The sequence below is a fragment of the Mulberry dwarf phytoplasma genome, from assembly GCF_056504655.1.
Map to the genome: position 1 here is coordinate 557,956 of NZ_CM151418.1, position 17,104 is coordinate 575,059.

The window sequence follows — 17,104 nt, forward strand, 5'->3', positions numbered from 1 at the left end:
AATTGTAGCTATATTTTCTTAAGGGAAAGATTTAAAATTGGGAAATATTGATATTCAATAATTAAGCTTTGTTGATTGAGCCAAAAAGAGCTAATTTATGTCTCATTAATTCTTTAATAGCTAAAAAGCCGGGATTTAATAACTTACGCGGATCAAAGCCTTTGTCTGTTAAATCTTTTTTTTCTTCAATGTATTGTCTAGTAGCTTGGGCAAAAACTAATTGAAATTCAGTGTTGACGTTGATTTTTACTACTCCCAAAGAAATAGCTTTTTTAATCATGTCTTCAGGAATACCAGTGCCTCCGTGCAGCACTAGGGGCGTTTGTTTGTTGGTAAGTTCTCTAATTTTGGCAAAAACACTAAAATCAAGTCCTGTCCAATTATCAGGATATTTACCGTGCACATTACCAATTCCAGCAGCAAGCATATCAACACCTAAATCAGCAATTTGTTTGCATTCTTGAGGATCTGCAATTTCTCCTTGACCAATAATGCCGTCTTCTTCGCCGCCGATGCCCCCAACTTCTGCTTCTATTAAAAGTCCTTTTTGGTGACATATCTCGGTGATTTCTTTGGTTTTACTTAAATTTTGGGCAAAATCATAATGACTGCCATCAAACATAACAGAAGTGAATCCTGCCTCCATTGCTTGTTTGGCACCTTCATAAGAACCGTGATCTAAATGCAAAATAACAGGGACAGAAACCTTATAAAAGGCGTCTAGTTCTCTTACCATTGCAACGACTGTTTTAAACCCTCCCATATATTTCGCAGCTCCTTCGGATACTCCTAAAATAACAGGTGATTTTAGTTCTTCGGCAGTTTGTAAAGCAGCTTTGGTCCATTCTAAATTATTAATATTTACTTGAGCTATAGCGTATTCTTGTTGATGCGCTTTTAAAAGAACATTTTTATCGGAAGTTAACATTTAACTTAATCCTTTCTTTGGTTTTAGATTTGCATCTAAATTGTAATTAATGAGGTTTGTTAATTGGCTTTTGGACTAAAAAATAATTTAGGATTCTGGGTAGTTTTGCAAGTATAAGTGCAAAAAACAAAATATATTATTGTTGGTCAAAAGGAATGCAAATTAACAGTTTTAAAATCACAAAACAGAGAAAAAAATATAAAAATTATAAAAGTAAGTAAAAATGCATGCTGTTTTAAAATCAAAATCCAAAAGAAAAAATTAAACTAAATGATGTAGTTTTAAAAAATCATAGAATTTATCATCGTCGATATGAGGAGCTAAAAGATTGCAATTATCTTTTATTTCTTGGCAATGGGTGTTTTCCAATCCGATGCCTACATCAGCTAATTTAAGCATTTCAACATCATTATAGCCGTCCCCTACACAAACTAATTGATGATGGGGGTAAAATTCTTTTAATTTTTTAATACCACAAGTTTTATTCACACTTTGAGGCACCAAATCAACACCACCATTAGTTCTCCAATAATACGCTTGCAAATCTTTCAAATCTTTAAGAAAATTTTGCAATTTTTCTTTGTTGGGTTCGAATAACCACACTTGATAAACATTGTTGTGCAGATGAAATTCAGGGTCCACTACAGATTTTTTATTAGTGCAGTAAAGTTCTCCTAATGAAGGTGGAATTAAGTCTTGTGGGCTTGGTACAATTTCTTGTGTCATTCCTGTAAGACCTATGTGAATTTTGGCTTGATGGGCTTTTGCGATTAGTTCTTTGACTACTTCTTTTTTAAAAGGTCTATCATCAATTACTTTATCAAAATATTTAGTAAGACCGCCGTTAAAAAAGACAAAATGTTTGAAATAAGGTAGCAAATTGCCTAAAACATCTATTCTTTTAATGTTTCTTCCTGTGGCAACTGCTAAAACATTATCAGGGTTTTGGGCTAAAGTTTGGATGGCTTTGATTGTTTGGGGAAAGATTTTTTTATATTTAGAACTTAAAAGGGTGCCATCAATATCAAAAATAAATAAAGATTCTTTTTTTTGTTTCATTTGAAACTCCTATTATCCTATCGTATTTGAGAAACACAAAAAATGATGAAATGCAAAAATGAAAGAAAAAATGCAAAAATGAAATTAGAAAAAAAAGGGGATGAATTAATTAATTGTAGCAAATTAAAATAAAAACCTTTGCTAAATGTTTGTCTTATTTTCCTAATTGTAAATTGGAATTAACAGCAAAAAGGACAATCATTTTTTTCAAAAATATCTTTAGTGGAAGCTAAGGCTTGTTTGCTTGCTATTTGAGCAAAAAATAAAAAATCCTCAGTTTGGAGGGAAGATTTTCCTGCTAAAATGCCATCAATAGCGGGTTGTTCTAAAATGGTTTTAATGTTGGTAACAGACACTGAACCGCCATAAATAATTCTCATGGCACAAGATGCTTGGGAAGAATAAATTGCAGTGACTTTGTCTCTGATTTTTTCAATGACTTTGTTAGCATCTTGGGGAGTTGCACTTTTGCCTGTACCAATTGCCCAAACCGGTTCATAAGCGATGATGATGTTTTGTAATGCTTCTTCTGGAACACCTGCAAAAATGTTGGTTAATTGTTGGTCTAAAAACACTTGGGTTTGGTTATTTTCCTTGGTAAGAAGCGATTCGCCCACACAAACAGTAGGAACTAATTTGTGTTTGAGAGCTGATAAAAGTTTTAGATTAACTGTTTGATCGGTTTCTCCAAAAAAAGTTCTTCTTTCGCTGTGTCCTAATAAAACGTGCTTGACACCTAATGAAAGCAAATTTTGTGGTGAAACTTCGCCAGTAAAAGCGCCTTCGGATTCATAAAACATATTTTGGGCCCCTACTTGTAAATTAGTGCCTTGGAGTTGTGCTAAGGAATCCAATAAGGTAAGTTGGGGGAAAATTAAAGTTTGGACTTGGGTTTGGTCAGGAACTTGCAAGCTTACTTTTTGGATGAATTCCAGGGCTTCGTCTTTGCATTTGTACATTTTCCAATTACCTGCAATCACTTTTGTTCTTGGTTTGTAATTCATAAATTACTCCTTTAATATTTTTTTTACAAAAAATAGATGGTGGACAAATTTGAACTAATTTTTTAAATCAATATTTTTGAAATGGAAATTGTTAAAAAGTTTTAAAATATTGAATTTAAATTTGTGATAAAGAGAAAGGAAAAACGCGAAAAGAGTTATTATTTTATATTAACATTTACAAATAAAATTATATCATAACAAGGCAAGGGCAAAAAGATTAAATGTTGAAAAAATATAAATAAATATGGTAGTTTGGATTTGTTTAAAAAGGTAAATTAAAGAGTATGAGAGCAAAAAAAGAACTCAAAAGCCAAGAATCAAACCTATCTAAAAAACCACCATGACCTGGAAGGAAACTTCCAAAGTCTTTGATGCCATAATCTCTTTTAAATTTGGAAGCTAACAAATCGCTAATTTGAGAAATAATAGAAATTAAAAAAGCATAGATGGGGAAACTAATGCAAGAGTTGCAATCAATAAATAAAAAGACCATCAAAACTGTTATAGTAGAGCCAAAAGTGCCTAAAATAGCACCTTTTTGAGTTTTTTTAGGACTTAGGTGAAAAGCTAGGGGTCTTGTCCCTAAAAAGGGGCAAAAACGCGGGAAACGTGCTAAAAAAGCAGAAGAATCAGTGAGCATAACTGCTAAAAAAAACAAAAGCAAATAATGCCAATGCAGGAAAAACAAAGAAAAAAGACAAGCCATCAAAAAACCAATATAAAAGGTGATAAGAAAGGTTTTGCTTACATCTTTAGTTTGCAAAAAAGGTAAAAAAACTAGCATTATTAAAACTAACACAAAAGGCAAGAATAAAAGAAGGAAAAAATTTAGGTTCGAGGAAGTTGATTTTGTGAGGGATACAAATGTGTCTTTATTAAGGAATAAAAAGTTTAATTGTTTTGCGTCTTTTATTAAGTTTTGATTTTGACAAATATTTGGATACAACATCAAACAAACAACTGTAAAAAATAATAAAGTAGAAGTGGCAACTAACCCAAATTTAATAAAGGTCTGTTTTTGGGTATCTTTGGGATGTTTGAGTATAAAAAATATTTCTTGCACTGCTTTTATTGCTAAAAGGGCAAAAACTACAAATTTGATTTCTAAAGGGGCATAATAATAAAAGAAAAAAGAAAATAAAACTAAGGTGGCCCCTGTTATTATTCTCTTTTTTATCATATAAACCTCCATTTTTTTAAAGCGAAAGGTAAAAATTGGCTAAAATTGTTGTATTTGGAAAACGAAATCATTTTAAGCTTTTAATAATTCAGTGTTTTTAGTGGTGGTGTGTTTTTCAATAAGTTTAATGTTTTTATCAGTTAATGTTTGAATTTGATTTAAATAAAAAGTTTCTAAATCTTTAGTAAGTTCCACTTTTTTGATTTTGTCATTGCCTTCGCGACGCACGTTTCTAATAGCTACTTTGGTCTTTTCTGCTAGTTGCTCTACTTCTTTCATTAAAGCTTTTCTTCTCTCTTCGGTTGGTTTGGGGAAAACAAGTCTTACAACTACACCATCAGTTTGAGGAGTGATTCCTAGATTAGATGACAAAAGAACTTTTTTAATATTAGGAATTAAAGTGCTATCGTAAGGTTTGATGTTGAGTTGGTTGCCTTCAGAAACGCTAATAGAGGCTAACGTTTTTAAAAAAGTGGGTGCTCCATAATAATTAACAGTAATTTTATCTAAAATATTAGGATTAGCAGTTCCAGTGCGAATATCGCAAAAGTTTTTTAACATTACTTCTTGGGCTTGAGTCATTTTAGTTTCTAACGACGCAAGAATATCTTTGGCAAGTTGTTGCATATTTATTCTCCTTTTGAACTAATAACAGTACCTATGTTGCCTTCTTTGAGTACAACTTTTTTGATATTACCTTTTTTTAACATATTAAAAATTAAAATATCGATGTTATTTTCTAAACAAAGAGAAGCGGCTGTAATATCCATAACTGCCAGTCTTTGAGATAAGATTTGTTGGTGTTTCATGTGTTTGATTAAAACGGCATCTTGATGTTTTTTGGGATCTTTATTGTAAACACCTTCAATATTATTTTTAGCCATTAAAATAACATCAATGTTTAGTTCAGCAGCTCTTAGGGCAGCAGCAGTGTCGGTGGAAAAGTAAGGAGAACCAGCCCCTGCACCTAAAATAACTACTCTATCTTTTTCCAAATGACGAATAGCTTTACGGCGAATATAGGGTTCGGCTACCGAAGAAACAGGAAAGGCAGTCATCACGCGTGTGATGGTATTTGTTTGTTCTAAGGCATCTTGCAAAGCTAAAGAATTCATGATAGTTCCAAGCATTCCCATATAATCTGCCTGAGAACGATCCATACCCAGTTCTTCACCAGTGCGTCCACGCCAAAGGTTGCCTGCTCCTACAATGATGGCAATTTTGACTCCTAAATCTTTGATTTCTTTGATTTCCCAAGCAATTTTTTTAATGGTGCGAGGGTCAATTCCGTATGAAGATTCGCCTTTAAGGGATTCACCACTTAATTTTAAAAGAATTTTTTTATGCATCCACAAAACCTTTCTTCATAAACATCTGCAACATCTTTAAAAGAGTCTAAATTTGAGTTTGTTAAATAAAGTATGAAATAAAGATTTTTGAATTATTAGTTGCCCATTTCCCAACGCACATAAGAAACTACATCAGTGTTGTTGGCTTTAAGATAATCTTTTACTTTTTGATCTGCATTTTTGACAAAAGGTTGTTCTGATAAACACATGTCTTTTAACATTTTGCCTAAACGATTTTCAACAATTTTTTCTATCATTTGTGCGGGTTTGTCGGATAATTCTTTGGCAGTTTGTTTATGTAAAATCTTTTTTTCTTCTGCTAAAAATGTAGGATCTACTTTGTCAGGAGTTAAAAATTGCGGTTTGGAAGCAGCTATATGCATCGCTATGTCTTCTGATACAGAAGGGCAGTCGTTTTTTAAAACTACCAAAACAGAAATACGTCCGCCTTGGTGTTTGTAAGTTCCAAAAGATTCTTGAGGCTTTTTAGTAACTTTTAAAACACGTTTAAGAGTAATGTTTTCGCCCAAAACTGAGGTTTTTTCTAACAATAATTCTTGAACGGTTTTATTTTGGTAATTAAAGGCTAAAAGGTCTTTGGCGTTAGATAATTGGTTTTTTAAAATAATTTCTCCAAGCACTTTTACTAATTGTTGAAAATGTTCGTTTTTGGAAACAAAATCAGTCTCAGAATTGATTTCATATAAAAAAGCGTTATTGCCAGCAAAAACAATATTAGTTATGCCTTCAGAAGTTGCACGTCCTTGTTTTTGAGCTGCTTTAATGATGCCTTTTTCTCTTAAAAACACGATGGCTTTTTCGATGTTGCCTTCAGTTTGTTGTAAAGCTTTGTGACATTCCTTCATTCCAGCATGCGTTTTTTGACGTAAATCCTTAATCATTTCGGCTGTAATTTTCATTTGTTGCTCCATTCTAAATTTTAATGATTTAATTACTTTTAATTATAAATTGTAAAAATAAAAATTGCGTATTGGTTAGTTAAGGACCAAAAAAAGTTTAATTATATTTGGTTTTGATTTTGATTTTGGTAAGATGGTTTTCTTGGTGAATCTTGGTAAGGACGTTTGTTAGGGGTATTGTAATTTCGAGGTTTTAATGGGTTTTTAGCATCAAAAGTTTCTGCTTTTTCAGCAACGCCACCAGTGCCTTCAACACAAGCATTAGCCATTAACCAAATAATTAATTTCACTCCTCTAATAGCGTCGTCATTAGCAGGAATAATGTAGTCTACTAAATCAGGGTCGCAGTTAGTGTCTACAATTCCAAAAACTTTGATTCCTAATTTGCGCGCTTCGGCAACTGCGATGCTTTCTTTTTCTGGGTCAACAACAAAAATAGCTTGAGGCAAGTCTTTCATGTCTTTGATGCCGCCTAAGAATTTTTCTAATTTGTCTCTTTTACGCTTTAATTGCACTACTTCTTTTTTAGGAAGTTTTTTCCAAAGTCCTTCTTCTTCTTGTTTGTGGAGCAAATGAAGTAATTCGATTCTTTTTAAAATAGTTTTGAAATTAGTTAATGTGCCACCTAACCAACGATGATCCACGTAGTATTGTTGTGAACGTTGCGCTTCTTCTCTAATCGCTGATTGAATTTGTTTTTTAGTGCCTAAAAATAAAGCTTTGCCGCCTGAAGTAATGATGTTTAGCAATTCTTGATAAGCTTTTTCAATTTCTTCTGAGGTTTTTTTCAAGTTGATGATGTGAATGCCATTTCTAGAAGTAAAAATGTAGGGTTTCATTTTGGGATTCCATTTGCGAGTGGCATGACCAAAATATACTCCTGATTCTAATAATTGTTTTGTTGTAACTACTGCCATTGTTATTAAAAACTCCTTTTTATTTTAATTGATATTTTTTGAAATATTGTGTTAAATTATGATAAAAAATAAATAAATGATAATTTTGTTTGTGTTTGGGCTTTTGCATTTTAACTATTTAATACATTTTTTAATTGTGAATTGTGTATCAAAATTGATCCAAAATGATGATGCATCATCAAGTTTTTATTTCTATTTGCAAATATTGTGCTAAATTGCTAAATTGCTAAATTTTTTAATTGTGTCAAAAATGTTTGAGCAATGCATTTATACATCCCTTATAATTAAATAAAAGCTTTTTTGCAAGTTTGTTTGGGGAAGGAAAATGGCGTTTTAATAATTATTTGATAATTATAAATTTATAAATCACAAATATAACAATTAAAAAAATAATTAAATAATCAAAATTGACGGGCAAAATGATTTTCCTAGTAGCAAAAACGGCAACAAACAAACAAATGCATTAAAAACCAAGAACAAAGAACAAACAATAAAATGTTTTTGAAATAATAAAAATAAAAATAAATAACTTTTTTCCTAACATATTTTACCATATTTAAAACCATTTAACAATGTTTTTGTTGATTTGGATACAATTTTGTTACTTTGTGCTACCAAAACCGCCTTTTCTGGCAAAATTATTTTCTTTTTGTTGGGTAATTTGAAAAAAGGGTTGAAAAATTCCTTGTGCAATTCTTTCGCCTTTACAAACTTGAACTGGGTTTTTAGAAAAATTATACAAGGCAATAAAAATATGACCTTCATTTTGCAAATTATTATAATAATCACTATCGACTACTCCCACGCCGTTGGCAAGGGTTAGTTGTTTTTTCAAGGGCAAAGAAGACCTTACATAAATTAATAAAACTTCGTTCCAAGGAAAAGATGCTTTAATTCCTGTGGGAACCAAAATGACTGTTTGCGGTGGGATTTCCATGCTTTGGGCTGCTTCAAAATCATAACCAGCGCTGAATTTGGTTTGACGTTGGGGAAGGTTGATTCCTTGATTTTGATAACTGCTTACTTTTTCAAAAAAACGGTTTGTTTTATTCATAAAAATGAAACCTTGGCTTTCTTTTGGGGTAGTTAGTAATTTTACTTTTAAATTAATAAATGAAAATCACAAAATAAAAATAATACAAAACGAGAGACAAAAAATAATTCAAAAGGTGGCAAAAATAAAAATTTTCAACAAAATAGGTTTAAATATTATAAAATTAAAAATATTATAAAATTAAAAATATTATAAAATTAAAAATATTATAAAAAAGTTAAAGATTCCAATCAACAACTTTAATTCCACAAGTTTGTAAATAAGTATTAGCACGAGAAAAAGGTTTAGTTCCAAAAAAGCCTCTATGAGCGGAAAAAGGGGAAGGATGGGGGCTTTTAATTATGCAATTTTGGGATTGACAAATATATTGTTCGTAGGTTTGAGCAAATTTTCCCCACAAAATATAGACTATATTTGGTTTAGCTTGCAAAGCTTGAAAAATAGTTTTGGTAAATTCTTGCCAACCAATTTGATGGTGACTTAAAGGTTTATCTTTTTCAACAGTCAAAATAGCATTAATCATCAAAACGCCTTCTAGCGCCCATTTAGTTAAATTATTGGTGCGAGCAGTAATTTGTAAATCATTTTGTAATTCTTTAAAAATATTGGATAAACTAGGTGGTTTTTGGAAGGTTTTTACACTAAAAGACAACCCGTGAGCTTGATTTTTGCCATGATAAGGATCTTGCCCCAAAATAACTACTTTTACTTTTTCAAAAGGAGTTAAATTAAAAGCTGCAAAAATATCTTCTTGATTGGGATAAATAATTTTGTGATTGGTTTTTTCTTCTTGCAAAAAAGTAAATATTTTTTTAAAATAAGGTTTAGTTTTTTGATTATTAATAATTTGTTGCCACATTAATTGTTTACCTTTTGGTTTGTTATTGTAAAATTGTTGTATTATTTTGTAATTTGGTGTTATTTGATTGCATTTTTGTAATTATTTGGCTGCTTTTAATTCTTTAATTAAGGAATATAAGAGATACGCCATAATCATTAAATAAACGATTATTAAAAACAAATATAAGGGATTTTCGAATAAAAAAGCAAAGAAAGAACCAATATAAGCAAACAGATCAGAAAAGAAATTTTTGATGGATGGAAAAATATAACGGTCTTTACAAACATATTTGCCTACAATTTTGTTATAAGGAATTTTTTGTTCGTATTTGTGTTGGGTATCATTTGCATCACCCCAAGTGCCAATTAATTCGTTTTTTGAATCATTATAAACGACTCTATGAATAATAAAACGATGTTTTTGGGCTGCTTGTCTTTCTTGTTCAGAAACATTAGGATTATTATAATTAGGGTTTTCAAAAATTACAACATCGCCGTTTTTTGGATGAGTTGTGCCTACTTTATAAGGTTTGGTTGCAGGATTTTTGGTGATTTGTTTCCCATCAACAGCACCAACAGGCATAAGTTTGGAAGCGTCCCAAACACCTCTAATAAAAACTAAATCCCCTATTTGTCCTGAATCCTCATTTTTAGGACCTTGTAAAAAAGGTTCCATACTACCAGAAGCCACAGGAAAAGCAGCAATGCCTAGATATTTGGCTGAATATTTAGGAAAAAAAGCATTCCCCAAAGAAGCAATAAAGAGATAGATTAGAAAAAAATCTAAAATAATAATCATACTTTTTTTTAAAATTAAAAGGATAGATTTGGTTTTTTGACTTTGTGGCGGAGTTTTTGTTTTATTTTTGAACATAAATAATTACCATAATAATCATTGTTTCCTTTTTTATTTATTAACTATGAATTATTTTCAACTATACAAATTAATTATAGCATAGAACAAGATTTTTTTTTGATGAATCAATTATAAGTGCTAAAAAAATATTATTATTATAAAATAAATGTTATAATATTATTGAAAATACCATATAATCTAAAGTATTATAAAAATGCTTAATCTCACAATAAATAAATTAAATGAAAGATAAATTAAATTACATCTAAGAATTTCCCAATAATAAATTAAAAAATATGAAAATTATAAAATTAAGAACTAGGTTCGCAACTATTACAACTACTTTTACATTATTGTTGTTAGTGGTGCTAATTTTTAAATCTTTTGACAATATTGATAATATAATTAGTATTGATAATATAAGCCCAACAAAAAGCAAACCTAATCATAATGTGGATGTTATTCAAGAAAAAATCTATAACATGGATGGAAACATTGACCATATTTTGGATTATGATAGCAAAACAAATAAAAAAATTAAACTCACAGCGTTTAATGGTGATGAAAAGTGTGTTTGGTATATCATAGAATATGATTTGCAAACTGCCAATAAAATGAAACATACTGTCTTTGAAAATGACAGAAATATCTTAGATATTAAAGAATACGATCCGCATACGCAAAAATTAATTAAAGAAATAAGTTTTGCAGAAAACAAATCAAATATTTTATATATGTATGAATATGATGCTAAAAGCGGAAATGTTATAAAAGAAACTCACCATAATAGTAAAAATGGCAAAGTAGAATATGTTTTAGAATATGATCCTCAAACCCAAAATAAAATCAAACATACAAAATATTTCCCTAATGGAAATATTGATTATATAAATAAATATGACCCCAAAACAGAAATAAGAATTTGGCGTGTAAAATACAAATATCAAAGCAAAAATGATGATAAAGAGGTTTATAATTATGATCCTAATAGTGGTGATGTCATAAAAAATAATGGTAATTAGAATTGTTTGGAAAGATGTTGCAAGGAAAAATCAGGTAATCTGTTTACAGGCAAAATCAAAACTAGTTTAAAAAAGATAGTTTTTTCATAATGATAAAAAGAAAAAGCATGCAAAAAGGGGCTTTTACATACTTTCATCCTAATATTTTTATTTAATTTTTTAATTGTTGTTGTTTTTTATGTCCTAAAGCTTTATTGATGTGCAAAAAGTCTTCTGGATGAACGTACAAAACTCTATCATCAGAACTGTAATAAGTTTTTTTAGTGTAATCTTGTAAAATTTCGAACTGCATTTCTTCGATGTTATTTAATTTTTCTAAAACTTGTTTTAAAGTTTCTGGGATTTCATCCCAAAAATTCTTTTGTGAGTTAAAAGTTTGGGCATTATTAGGAATGGTATCAGCTTTGGATTGCTGTTGTTTTTCTTCTAATTCTTTAATTTTTTGTTTCATTTCTAATTCAAAGATCTTTTGATTAAAATAAGTTTCAAGCATTTTATGCTTTAATTCTAAAAGATCGGTTTGCGAACGGTTGTTATCTTTTTTGTCCATCATCTCCATTAATTTTAAATTAATTAAACAATTAGAATCAAAGTCTTTGTTATTAATCAAAACATTGGGAATTTGAGGTTGTTCGTTTTTATTGTCGTTGTTTTTGCTCTCTTTAGACGGTTTGGAAGGACTAAAAAAAGCTGCAATACGAAAATTAACAACATAAATGAAAATTAGCGTTTTAATCACTAATTTTACTAAAAGAAATATCAATACAGGGAACAAAACAGCGCCAACAACCAAAATCCAAGGATTATTGGAAACCCAAGTTACCAATTCTTCAAATCTCAAAAAACCAACCTCCTAATAAAAGCGTTTGTAAAAGTTTTATACTTTATTTGCTAGCTTTATAAAAACTTAAATATAGCTTATATTTATTTTATCATAAAACTTTATATCTACACCTTTATTTAATCAAAAAAAGAAACAATTGTCAATGGATTTTGGTGGTTTTTTAAGATAAAGTTGTTTTTTTGGGTAGTTTGAAAAAGATAAATAAGGTTTTTTTAGATTTTAAGAGCAAAATGATTAAAAAATGCGTTTTAAAATATCTTAATAAAGCAAAAAAATGATTGTCAAAAAAATTAATTGTTTTTTTATTTTATTAAAATATTTTTATTGGGGTAATTTTTTTGGCAGGGATATCAGGATTCGAACCCGAACGAGCGGTTTTGGAGACCGTTATGCTACCATTGACATCATATCCCTTCATTTACAAGTAGGTTGCATGGTACGGGTGACAGGATTTGAACCTGCACGCCTAAGCGCTAGATCCTAAGTCTAGTGCGTCTTCCATTCCGCCACACCCGCGTTTACCTTTGTTATTTTCGTTCGTTAATCACTCATAAACACTTATAAAATGGCAGACCCAGCTGGATTTGAACCAACGAATCACGGAGTCAAAGTCCGTTGCCTTACCACTTGGCTATGGGCCTCAATATAACTTTATAATCTGGATATTTTATTATTAAATAATGTTTATAATAATTTTTGTATTTTTATATTTTGTGAAATATATTCTGGGGCGGCTAGTGGGAATCGAACCCACGCATATCGGCGCCACAAGCCGCCGCGTTAACCACTTCGCCATAACCGCCAAATAATTTTAATAATTAAAATTCCATAACATAGAATATTATACCTTGATTTTGTTAATTTGTAAAGTAAAAAAGTTAGGTGGGTTGTTTTTTGAATGATAATTGAGTGTTTTTATAAGTTTTTTGCAGTCAATATTTTTGGTGTCGATGTTTAAAAAAGATTTGAGGGAATAAATTGAGATAAAAAATGTGCATTCCAAAAACCTCAAAAGAAAAAAAGATAAGTATAAAAAGTTCCAAAAACAAATGCAAAAAAAACGCAAAAAACAAATGCAAAAAAAACAAATTACCAAAACATTTCCCAACAACAAGCCCTTAAAAAACAAATTCTTAAAAAACAAGTTCTTAAAAAAATAATATGAGCGACGAAATTATGGAAATTATTTTTATCAAAATGAAACTGACTTTGCAAACTAACAAAAAATAGCTAATTTTAGTTGGCGGAGGAAGAGGGATTCGAACCCTCGCATCTTTTGGATCTACACGCTTTCCAAGCGTGCCTCTTCGGCCACTTGAGTATTCCTCCAAAAAGCCCAAAAACTATAAAAGTGATTGGGTTTGTGATTTAATTATTAGCCGCAACAGCAAAAACATTCTTGCTGATCGTCTTTATCTTGATTAGTTTGATTTTGTTGTAAACGCAAAACATCTTGAGCAATAGCAAGTTCTTCATTGGTAGGAACAACAAAAGCTTTGATTGCAGAATCAAAAGTTGTAATAAGTTCTTGTTTGCCTTGAACTTTGTTTTTTTCTTCGTCTAACTTAATTCCTAAAACTGATAAACGTTTAATAATTTCAGAACGGAAAAAAGAAGAATTTTCGCCAATACCAGCTGTAAATACTAAAGCATCAACGCCTTTTAATAATACGTAATAACTAGCAATATAATCAACTATACGCTTAACTTGGATGTCGTGTGACAAAATGGCTTGCTGGTTGCCTTCTTTAATGCTTGCCAAAATATCACGAGTGTCATTAGAAATACCTGATACTCCTAAATAACCTGATTTTTTATTCAAATCATCGATAACACAAGCAACAGTTTTGTTTTCTTTTTCAGCTATAAATTTCACTACTGCAGGATCAATATTGCCACTACGAGTTCCCATAGGAACCCCTTCTAACGGAGTAAAACCCATAGAAGTATCAACTGATTTACCAGAATCAACTGCACATAAAGAAACGCCGTTGCCAGCATGACAAATAATGATTTTGGCGTTTTTTTTACCCAAAATTTGTTGCATTTGCTCAGTTATGTATTTATAAGATGTACCATGAGCTCCGTATTTTCTAATTTGGTATTTTTGGTACCAGTAATAAGGAGTGGCGTATAAAAAATTAACTGCGGGCATACTTTGATGAAAAGTAGTATCAAAAACAGCTACTTGAAAAACTTGGGGAAGTACTTTTTGAAAAGCTTTAATACTTATGATGTTTGCAGGATTATGTAAGGGAGCTAGGTCGCATAAACTTTCAATTTGAGCAAGAGTTTTTTCAGTTAAAACAGCAGAATCGCTAAATATTTCTCCACCTTGAACTACGCGGTGCCCTATCCCTTCGATTTCTTCCAAAGTATTAATAACTTTTTTTTGAATCAAAGCATCTAGCAATAACTCTACTGCTGTTTGATGATTTAGCACTTCTAATACTTGTTTGTCTTTTTTGTCTTTGGTCTTCATTGTAAAAACAGCCTGATTGCTACCGATTCTTTCAACTAAACCTGAAACAATTACTTCTTGTTGTGGCATTTCTAATAATTGAAATTTTAAAGAAGAACTACCAGAATTTACCGACATAATTTTCATATATTTTTCTCCGTTTTTTGATGTGTAATAATTTATTTGTTGTTTGTATATTAATTTTAATTGTTGTTTGACTTAATTTTTTTGGGTTGAGTTTGGGATTGGGATTTTAATTATTTGTTATTTGATTTATTTTTATTTTTAATTAATAATTTCTTTTAATGAGTGGAATTATTTTTGGGTTTGTAATTATTTGTTTGCAAGTTTGATTTCTTTGTATTGTTGGAAATTTTTCAATTTGTTATTGATTGTTTGGCAAAATTTCAAGCAAACGATATATGCCCCAAGCATGAAAACAAGTTCCTGCCATAACAAAAAGATGCCAAATAAAATGAAAATATTTTTTATTATCTTTAACATAAAAATAGATGCCTAAACTGTAAAAAACACCGCCCAGTAAAACAAAATGAAAAATATTGACTTTCCACATTGCAGGCACTAACAAAAGCCCACTCCATCCAAGCAAAGCATAAAAGATTAAATGAATGATTTTCCCTTTATTCATCCAAAAAACTTTACATATAATACCTGAAAAAGCCAAAATACATTGGCAAACAAAAAAGCATTGTCCTTTGGAAATTGGCACATTTGATTGAGGAAATAAGGGTTTTTGCAATTCTGGCAAAAGTAACAAAATAGGGGCAAAAGTTCCCCAAATTAATAAATAAATACTAATGTGATCGGTCTTTTGAAAAAAATTATGAGCTTTGGTAAAGGATAAAGAATGATACAAAGTACTCATCAAATAAAGAATAATCATCGATATGCTAAAAACAAGTACAATATAACCGTTAGGATTTGACATTACAGAGGCTTTAAGACAAAAACAAACAAGAATAAAAACTCCTAAAGGAATCATTAAACCATGGGAAATGGCATTGGCAATTTCTTCGCCCAAAGTTTGTTTATCACTTGGTTTAGTAGCCCATTTCACAATAAAACTCCCTTCTTGCTTGGAATATGTAGCAATTACTGAGATTATAAAAAGTTTAGAAATTAAATAAGTTATAAGGAAAATAAGGAAACATTTAAAAATAATAATTAACTTTATTAAATAATTTATAAATTAGATTAAGTTGTAATAAAAACTAATTCTTATATATTTTACCACATAAAAGTAGTTGCTAAACTAAATTTGTAAATTGACAAAAGATAAAATATGAATTTTTCAACATTTCCAAATATAATAATGTATAGTCAGTCAATAATAGTATAATATTTAAGGAAACTAGTTTTCCATAGAAAGGATTTTGTTATTTTTCATGAAATCTATTCAAACTAAATACTACAAGTATTTAATAATTATCACATTTATTATCGCACTAATAATTTTGTTATCTGCAATTATTTTTATTAAACAAAAAAATAAATCTGTTCCTAATGCAAAATTAACCCACATCCTTCCTGAAATCAAACCCGATACCAAGACAAACATTATTGAACATTATTTAGGTCTCAATCCTAATTTAGAAAATTTAAAAACCGAATTTAGAAAAATAAACCCTGATTGGAACCAAGAAGTTTTTGCTTATAATTATCATATGCTTTCTAAAAGTAATGCAAATCAAAAAATTACTGATGCTATCCAACACAAAATTTTTGCTATTTTTTTAAACTTTAATGATGAAAAAATGAAATCATACCAAACCCAAAATAATCTTTTAGATGCCTTAAATCAAAATCAAAACAATAAAATGCATATTTTTTGGAAAAAAGAAAAACCAAATACCGAACTTATATTAGTTTTAAAAGACCAATTATTGCATAACACAAATAAATGGCAACAAACAGCAACAAATATTTTGGATAAAATACAAACCTATATTAATAATGATATAGATCAAATATTAAAAAATCAACTAAGCTTGCTTGAAAAAAATAAAATTATAATTGATATGAATGCAGGCAAACTCAAAATCACAGACATTAAAGATTTTATAAAACAAAATTTGATGGCTAATGCAAATGCCAAACTTGAATCTAATCCAGAACAAAATATTTTAATAAAACAATTAAGAAAACAATCTTTTAATTTAATGGAGTTAAGAAACAAATTCCAAACTCTCCAAAAAATAATTCAAAAAATAGCTCAAAATGGTAATATAACTACCATATTTCAAAAAGATATGCAAGAATTAGAAAATCTTATAAAAACAACTATATTAGAAATTATAAATGAATCTGATAAATTAAATATATAATTTGGTAAATGACTAATTATTTTTCAAATCCATTTTTTTCCTCAATTCTTCCAAAACTTGTTCTACAATAACTTTCACTTGAGGATTGACAAAAAGAATCTGATTTTTAACTTCAAAATGAGTTTTTTTACTACAATTTTTCAAAATCACAATTTTTAATTTATCAATATTAACTTTTTTCAACATTCTTCTAATTTTTTGTTCTTTAGCTTGTCTTTTTAACATGAATATCGCCTTTTCGTTTTATTTTTATTAATAAATTATTTTTAGTTCATCAAATAAAATAATATAAGTTATTTTTTTAATGCCGTTTTTGCATTTCAGC

18 protein-coding genes and 5 tRNA genes are annotated in these 17,104 nt (G+C 29.6%); 2 read left to right on the forward strand and 21 right to left on the reverse strand.

The window, feature by feature from the left end:
- Nucleotides 1–61: 61 nt before the first annotated feature.
- The 11 genes from fba to JAHGCCOI_RS02820 form a co-directional block, all read right to left on the reverse strand.
- Complete coding sequence (gene fba / locus JAHGCCOI_RS02770) at nucleotides 62–928, reverse strand: class II fructose-1,6-bisphosphate aldolase (protein ID WP_479491926.1); 867 nt, start codon at nucleotides 926–928, stop codon at nucleotides 62–64.
- A gap of 261 nt (nucleotides 929–1,189) precedes the next feature.
- Entirely contained in the window at nucleotides 1,190–1,987 is a 798-nt protein-coding gene (locus tag JAHGCCOI_RS02775; RefSeq protein WP_479491927.1) for an HAD-IIB family hydrolase, read from the reverse strand.
- Between the two features lie 179 nt (nucleotides 1,988–2,166).
- Nucleotides 2,167–2,991, reverse strand: a complete 825-nt coding sequence (gene tpiA / locus JAHGCCOI_RS02780; protein ID WP_479491928.1) for a triose-phosphate isomerase — start codon at nucleotides 2,989–2,991, stop codon at nucleotides 2,167–2,169.
- 262 nt (nucleotides 2,992–3,253) lie between these two features.
- The gene (locus JAHGCCOI_RS02785) at nucleotides 3,254–4,171 is read right to left on the reverse strand and encodes a phosphatidate cytidylyltransferase (RefSeq protein ID WP_479491929.1); all 918 of its coding nucleotides are present in this window, start codon (nucleotides 4,169–4,171) and stop codon (nucleotides 3,254–3,256) included.
- A 72-nt stretch (nucleotides 4,172–4,243) separates the two neighbouring features.
- Complete coding sequence (frr, locus tag JAHGCCOI_RS02790) at nucleotides 4,244–4,798, reverse strand: ribosome recycling factor (protein ID WP_479491930.1); 555 nt, start codon at nucleotides 4,796–4,798, stop codon at nucleotides 4,244–4,246.
- Nucleotides 4,799–4,800: 2 nt separating this feature from the next.
- The gene (gene pyrH, locus JAHGCCOI_RS02795) at nucleotides 4,801–5,526 is read right to left on the reverse strand and encodes a UMP kinase (RefSeq protein ID WP_212508938.1); all 726 of its coding nucleotides are present in this window, start codon (nucleotides 5,524–5,526) and stop codon (nucleotides 4,801–4,803) included.
- Nucleotides 5,527–5,615: 89 nt separating this feature from the next.
- Nucleotides 5,616–6,440 (reverse strand): translation elongation factor Ts, encoded by an 825-nt coding sequence (tsf, locus tag JAHGCCOI_RS02800; protein ID WP_212508939.1) that lies wholly within the window; start codon nucleotides 6,438–6,440, stop codon nucleotides 5,616–5,618.
- 101 nt (nucleotides 6,441–6,541) lie between these two features.
- Nucleotides 6,542–7,357, reverse strand: coding sequence for a 30S ribosomal protein S2 (gene rpsB / locus JAHGCCOI_RS02805; RefSeq protein WP_227807324.1), 816 nt, complete (start codon nucleotides 7,355–7,357; stop codon nucleotides 6,542–6,544).
- Nucleotides 7,358–7,958: 601 nt separating this feature from the next.
- The gene (gene dut, locus JAHGCCOI_RS02810; RefSeq protein WP_227807323.1) at nucleotides 7,959–8,411 is read right to left on the reverse strand and encodes a dUTP diphosphatase; all 453 of its coding nucleotides are present in this window, start codon (nucleotides 8,409–8,411) and stop codon (nucleotides 7,959–7,961) included.
- A 217-nt stretch (nucleotides 8,412–8,628) separates the two neighbouring features.
- Nucleotides 8,629–9,270, reverse strand: coding sequence for a uracil-DNA glycosylase (locus tag JAHGCCOI_RS02815; protein WP_227807322.1), 642 nt, complete (start codon nucleotides 9,268–9,270; stop codon nucleotides 8,629–8,631).
- A gap of 81 nt (nucleotides 9,271–9,351) precedes the next feature.
- Nucleotides 9,352–10,125 (reverse strand): S26 family signal peptidase, encoded by a 774-nt coding sequence (locus JAHGCCOI_RS02820; RefSeq protein WP_227807321.1) that lies wholly within the window; start codon nucleotides 10,123–10,125, stop codon nucleotides 9,352–9,354.
- Nucleotides 10,126–10,403: 278 nt separating this feature from the next.
- Here JAHGCCOI_RS02820 and JAHGCCOI_RS02825 point away from each other — a divergent pair, with 278 nt between their 5' ends.
- A complete protein-coding gene (locus JAHGCCOI_RS02825; protein ID WP_479491932.1) occupies nucleotides 10,404–11,129 on the forward strand; it encodes a DUF2963 domain-containing protein in 726 nt (241 codons plus the stop codon).
- Here JAHGCCOI_RS02825 and JAHGCCOI_RS02830 read toward each other — a convergent pair.
- From JAHGCCOI_RS02830 to trhA, 9 genes are all read right to left on the reverse strand, one after another.
- The gene (locus tag JAHGCCOI_RS02830; protein WP_479491933.1) at nucleotides 11,126–11,266 is read right to left on the reverse strand and encodes a hypothetical protein; all 141 of its coding nucleotides are present in this window, start codon (nucleotides 11,264–11,266) and stop codon (nucleotides 11,126–11,128) included. The two genes, JAHGCCOI_RS02825 and JAHGCCOI_RS02830, sit on opposite strands and share 4 nt — an antisense overlap.
- 14 nt (nucleotides 11,267–11,280) lie before the next feature.
- Nucleotides 11,281–11,970, reverse strand: a complete 690-nt coding sequence (locus JAHGCCOI_RS02835) for a hypothetical protein (RefSeq protein ID WP_479491934.1) — start codon at nucleotides 11,968–11,970, stop codon at nucleotides 11,281–11,283.
- Nucleotides 11,971–12,312: 342 nt separating this feature from the next.
- A tRNA-Trp gene (locus tag JAHGCCOI_RS02840) sits at nucleotides 12,313–12,387 on the reverse strand.
- A gap of 20 nt (nucleotides 12,388–12,407) precedes the next feature.
- Nucleotides 12,408–12,489: transfer RNA gene (locus tag JAHGCCOI_RS02845), tRNA-Leu, on the reverse strand.
- Nucleotides 12,490–12,539: 50 nt separating this feature from the next.
- Nucleotides 12,540–12,614 (reverse strand) — tRNA-Gln (locus JAHGCCOI_RS02850).
- 85 nt (nucleotides 12,615–12,699) lie between these two features.
- A tRNA-His gene (locus tag JAHGCCOI_RS02855) sits at nucleotides 12,700–12,775 on the reverse strand.
- A 439-nt stretch (nucleotides 12,776–13,214) separates the two neighbouring features.
- A tRNA-Ser gene (locus JAHGCCOI_RS02860) sits at nucleotides 13,215–13,302 on the reverse strand.
- Nucleotides 13,303–13,348: 46 nt separating this feature from the next.
- Nucleotides 13,349–14,581: an acetate kinase gene (locus JAHGCCOI_RS02865; RefSeq protein WP_227807317.1), complete on the reverse strand. Its 1,233-nt coding sequence runs from the start codon at nucleotides 14,579–14,581 to the stop codon at nucleotides 13,349–13,351.
- A gap of 238 nt (nucleotides 14,582–14,819) precedes the next feature.
- A complete protein-coding gene (trhA, locus tag JAHGCCOI_RS02870; protein ID WP_479491935.1) occupies nucleotides 14,820–15,512 on the reverse strand; it encodes a PAQR family membrane homeostasis protein TrhA in 693 nt (230 codons plus the stop codon).
- Nucleotides 15,513–15,840: 328 nt separating this feature from the next.
- Between trhA and JAHGCCOI_RS02875 the strand changes: the two genes are divergently transcribed.
- Nucleotides 15,841–16,779, forward strand: a complete 939-nt coding sequence (locus JAHGCCOI_RS02875) for a hypothetical protein (protein ID WP_479491936.1) — start codon at nucleotides 15,841–15,843, stop codon at nucleotides 16,777–16,779.
- A gap of 12 nt (nucleotides 16,780–16,791) precedes the next feature.
- Here JAHGCCOI_RS02875 and JAHGCCOI_RS02880 read toward each other — a convergent pair whose 3' ends face one another.
- Nucleotides 16,792–17,004 carry a hypothetical protein gene (locus JAHGCCOI_RS02880; RefSeq protein ID WP_212508947.1) on the reverse strand — a complete coding sequence of 71 codons (213 nt, stop codon included), beginning with the start codon at nucleotides 17,002–17,004 and terminating at the stop codon, nucleotides 16,792–16,794.
- Nucleotides 17,005–17,104 lie beyond the last annotated feature (100 nt).

Excerpts from the sequence above, each read along its gene's own strand:
- JAHGCCOI_RS02875 (WP_479491936.1), top strand. The coding sequence starts at position 15,841 with ATGAAATCTATTCAAACTAAATACTACAAGTATTTAATAATTATCACA.
- JAHGCCOI_RS02830 (WP_479491933.1), bottom strand. The coding sequence starts at position 11,266 with ATGAAAGTATGTAAAAGCCCCTTTTTGCATGCTTTTTCTTTTTATCAT.
- JAHGCCOI_RS02775 (WP_479491927.1), bottom strand. The coding sequence starts at position 1,987 with ATGAAACAAAAAAAAGAATCTTTATTTATTTTTGATATTGATGGCACC.
- tsf (WP_212508939.1), bottom strand. The coding sequence starts at position 6,440 with ATGAAAATTACAGCCGAAATGATTAAGGATTTACGTCAAAAAACGCAT.
- JAHGCCOI_RS02825 (WP_479491932.1), top strand. The coding sequence starts at position 10,404 with ATGAAAATTATAAAATTAAGAACTAGGTTCGCAACTATTACAACTACT.
- rpsB (WP_227807324.1), bottom strand. The coding sequence starts at position 7,357 with ATGGCAGTAGTTACAACAAAACAATTATTAGAATCAGGAGTATATTTT.
- frr (WP_479491930.1), bottom strand. The coding sequence starts at position 4,798 with ATGCAACAACTTGCCAAAGATATTCTTGCGTCGTTAGAAACTAAAATG.
- tpiA (WP_479491928.1), bottom strand. The coding sequence starts at position 2,991 with ATGAATTACAAACCAAGAACAAAAGTGATTGCAGGTAATTGGAAAATG.
- dut (WP_227807323.1), bottom strand. The coding sequence starts at position 8,411 with ATGAATAAAACAAACCGTTTTTTTGAAAAAGTAAGCAGTTATCAAAAT.
- fba (WP_479491926.1), bottom strand. The coding sequence starts at position 928 with ATGTTAACTTCCGATAAAAATGTTCTTTTAAAAGCGCATCAACAAGAA.
- JAHGCCOI_RS02880 (WP_212508947.1), bottom strand. The coding sequence starts at position 17,004 with ATGTTAAAAAGACAAGCTAAAGAACAAAAAATTAGAAGAATGTTGAAA.
- JAHGCCOI_RS02815 (WP_227807322.1), bottom strand. The coding sequence starts at position 9,270 with ATGTGGCAACAAATTATTAATAATCAAAAAACTAAACCTTATTTTAAA.
- JAHGCCOI_RS02865 (WP_227807317.1), bottom strand. The coding sequence starts at position 14,581 with ATGAAAATTATGTCGGTAAATTCTGGTAGTTCTTCTTTAAAATTTCAA.
- JAHGCCOI_RS02820 (WP_227807321.1), bottom strand. The coding sequence starts at position 10,125 with ATGTTCAAAAATAAAACAAAAACTCCGCCACAAAGTCAAAAAACCAAA.
- JAHGCCOI_RS02785 (WP_479491929.1), bottom strand. The coding sequence starts at position 4,171 with ATGATAAAAAAGAGAATAATAACAGGGGCCACCTTAGTTTTATTTTCT.